Source organism: Dethiosulfatibacter sp., assembly GCF_983023055.1.
In genome coordinates, this window is the sequence record NZ_CEZJXU010000328.1 from 1 (window position 1) to 3,003 (window position 3,003).

A 3,003-nucleotide genomic window follows, 5' to 3' on the forward strand; every position below is an offset into this window, starting at 1 on the left:
TTCCAGTAACAGCAGCCCAGATAAGAACTACCGAAGCATCAGCATTTCCAAAACACTCTCTCACTGCAGTCCAAGGTATTTCACCTTCTCCAAGAACCCAACCATTGTACCATAATCCTAAAAATGCTGTGATTACAAGAGTTGCTATAGGAATAACAGCATTGGAAACCTTAAGTTCTATTTTCCTGTTGTCATCAAAATCACCAAAATCAAGATTCGACATAGGCTTAGCACCGTGAGCCAGTACTTTCCCAGTAGTTCTTGCTCTTTTTTCTGCTTCATACATAGGGCCGTACTCTCTGCCCTGTAAGATTAACGTGTAAATTAGAACAAGAGTAAAGATATTGTAGAATGCATAAGGTATTGTCTTGAGAAAAACCATAAAAAAGTTTCCTTCTATACCCATGTTAGTGAAAACATCTGCAATAAGACCTATTTCATAACCAACCCATGTAGAAATAGCTGCCATTCCTGCAACTGGTGCTGCAGTAGAGTCAACGATATATGAAAGTTTCTCCCTCGACACCTTCATTTTATCTGTCAAAGGTCTCATTGTAGGACCTACAATAAGTGTATTGGCATAATCGTCAAAGAATACTACCATACCCATGATTGTAGTGGCTATTTGAGCACTCTTAGCTGTTTTAGCCCTTTTTGACAACGATTCAGCAATTGCTTGAGTACCTTTCATTTTTCCAATAATTCCTACCATACCTCCTATGGTCAGGGAGAATATGATAATACCTGCATTCCAACTGTCCGCAAGACTACCTAGAATGTATGTGTCAAGGGTTCTCAAAAATGATATAAACGGGTTATATCCATTAAGCATCAAAACTCCTGAGAAAATCCCAAGAAACAACGATAATATAACCTGTTTGGTCATGAATGCAAGAGCTATTGCCAGCAAAGGTGGTAACAGTGACAATATTCCATAGGGACTGCCTCCATCTTCGGCAAAGGCCGGAGTAATAAACAATAATAGCATAATAATAACTAATCCAAATATTTTTCTGTTTGATTTCATAACAAACCTCCTTGGGGTTGTTCAATTCAACACTAGAGACACCCTATGTATCCCTTTGTAAAAAATATATGTTCACATATTAAAATTATATCATATTTTTGTTATATTTGAAATATCATTTACTAATAATTCAATGAATCAAATCGTAATATTAAAAATATTATTAACTTGATGAAGTAGACTGCATTAAAAAAGAGAAATGCATTTAAACATTTCTCCCTGTTATTAATTAAATCAATTGTGCTAAATTATAAATATATCTTTTGGAAATCCATCTCTATCTAATCATTAATGATGTCAAATATTTCATCATAGCTGCTTACTTCATAATCTGCTTTTATCTTTTCTTCAACATGTTCATAATCATTCCAAGTAACTAGTACGGACTTAACACCTGTATTCCTGGCGCATTCAATATCAAAGGTTGTGTCTCCTATATAAATGGATTCTTCCTTTTTAGCATTTAGCTCTCCAAGACATTTTTGCAAGGGTTCCGGATGAGGCTTGTGGTTTTCGCACATATCGGCTGTGACTACTGAAGAAAAACAATCTCTTATTCCATGCATGTTCAGTATTTTCATAGCCGTATACTCAAGTCTTGAAGTTACAATTCCAAGAGTATATCCTCTCTCGTGAAGAGTTTTTATTAATTCATCTGCCCCTTGAAAAAGTTTCATGTATTTCTCAAAATTGGCATGGTGATATTTTCTGTACTCTCCAAGGACTGTTTCACAAGGCTCTTCGAAATTCGAGGTTATTACATCCTTCATTGTTGCCCCGAAGGTCTTTTTAAGAACAGCCTCGTCTTCCTCTCTACCTTTGAAAATCCTGTGTATATGCTGAAAGGATCTAATGATAAGTTCTTCTGAATCAGCCAGCGTTCCGTCAAGATCAAATATAATATTTTTAATCATATAATTACCTGCTTATTTTTTTCTGTGATTCTTTTTCCTGTCGTTTTCTGAAAGGTGTTTTTTCCTCAATCTCAAGTGGTTTGGAGTAACTTCCAGAAGCTCATCATGATCTATGAATTCCAGTGATTCTTCAAGATTCATTATTTTGTATGAAATAGCCTTACCCGAATCATCTGTTCCGCTTGCTCTCATATTTGTAAGTTTTTTGTTCTTACAAGGATTTACAGTCATATCTTCATTTCTACTGTTTATTCCTATTACCATTCCTTCATATACTTCCTGTGCAGGCTCAACGAATAGTTGTGCTCTGTCTGAAAGATTTGAAAGGGAATATGACATGGCAAATCCGGTTTCAACTGAAATAAGAACACCGTTTTTTCTTCCAGGAATTTCACCCTTGTACTTATCATATCTATCAAATCCTCTTATAATGGTTCCTTCACCTCTTGTATCATTGATAAATTCGTTTCTATAACCGATGAGTCCCCTTGTTGGTACATCGTAGTTTAGCGTTGTATATCCGTTTTCCTGAATCATGTAAGTAAGTTCACCCTTCCTAAGATTCAGTTTTTGAATAACAGTGCCACTGAATTGATCAGGCATTTCCAGAAAAACCTTCTCTATTGGTTCCATTGTTTTTCCATCTTCTTTATGGAATATAACTTCAGGCTTGGATACTGAAAGCTCATATCCTTCCCTTCTCATATTTTCTATAAGAATAGAAAGATGAAGTTCTCCTCTACCTGAAACTTTAAATCCTTCTGTATTGTCTTCTATTGCTTCAACCCTAAGTCCTACATTAACTTCAAGTTCTTTCTCGAGTCTTGCCTTAATATGTCTTGTAGTTACAAATTTTCCATCTCTACTTGAAAAAGGAGATGAATTTACTAAAAAGTTCATTGAAAGAGTAGGCTCTTCAATATTTATCATTGGAAGAGGTTCAACCTTGTCAGGAAGACCTATTGTTTCACCAATGGATATATCGCTTAACCCTGAAACAACTACAATATCACCTGAATATGCATCTTTTACGGATATTCTGTTCATACCCATATATGTGAA

3 protein-coding genes are annotated in these 3,003 nt (G+C 35.3%); all 3 read right to left on the minus strand.

The window, feature by feature from the left end:
- The coding region (locus tag AC3AX0_RS10450; protein WP_487550232.1) for a Na+/H+ antiporter NhaC family protein at positions 1-1,027 on the minus strand (1,027 nt) is incomplete at its 3' end.
- 281 nt (positions 1,028-1,308) lie between these two features.
- Entirely contained in the window at positions 1,309-1,941 is a 633-nt protein-coding gene (locus AC3AX0_RS10455; RefSeq protein WP_487550233.1) for an HAD family hydrolase, read from the minus strand.
- 12 nt (positions 1,942-1,953) lie between these two features.
- On the minus strand, positions 1,954-3,003 hold a 1,050-nt coding region (locus AC3AX0_RS10460), incomplete at its 5' end, for a large ribosomal subunit assembly factor BipA (protein WP_487550234.1).

Coding starts and splice junctions, on each gene's coding strand:
- AC3AX0_RS10455 (WP_487550233.1), bottom strand. CDS start 1,941: ATGATTAAAAATATTATATTTGATCTTGACGGAACGCTGGCTGATTCA.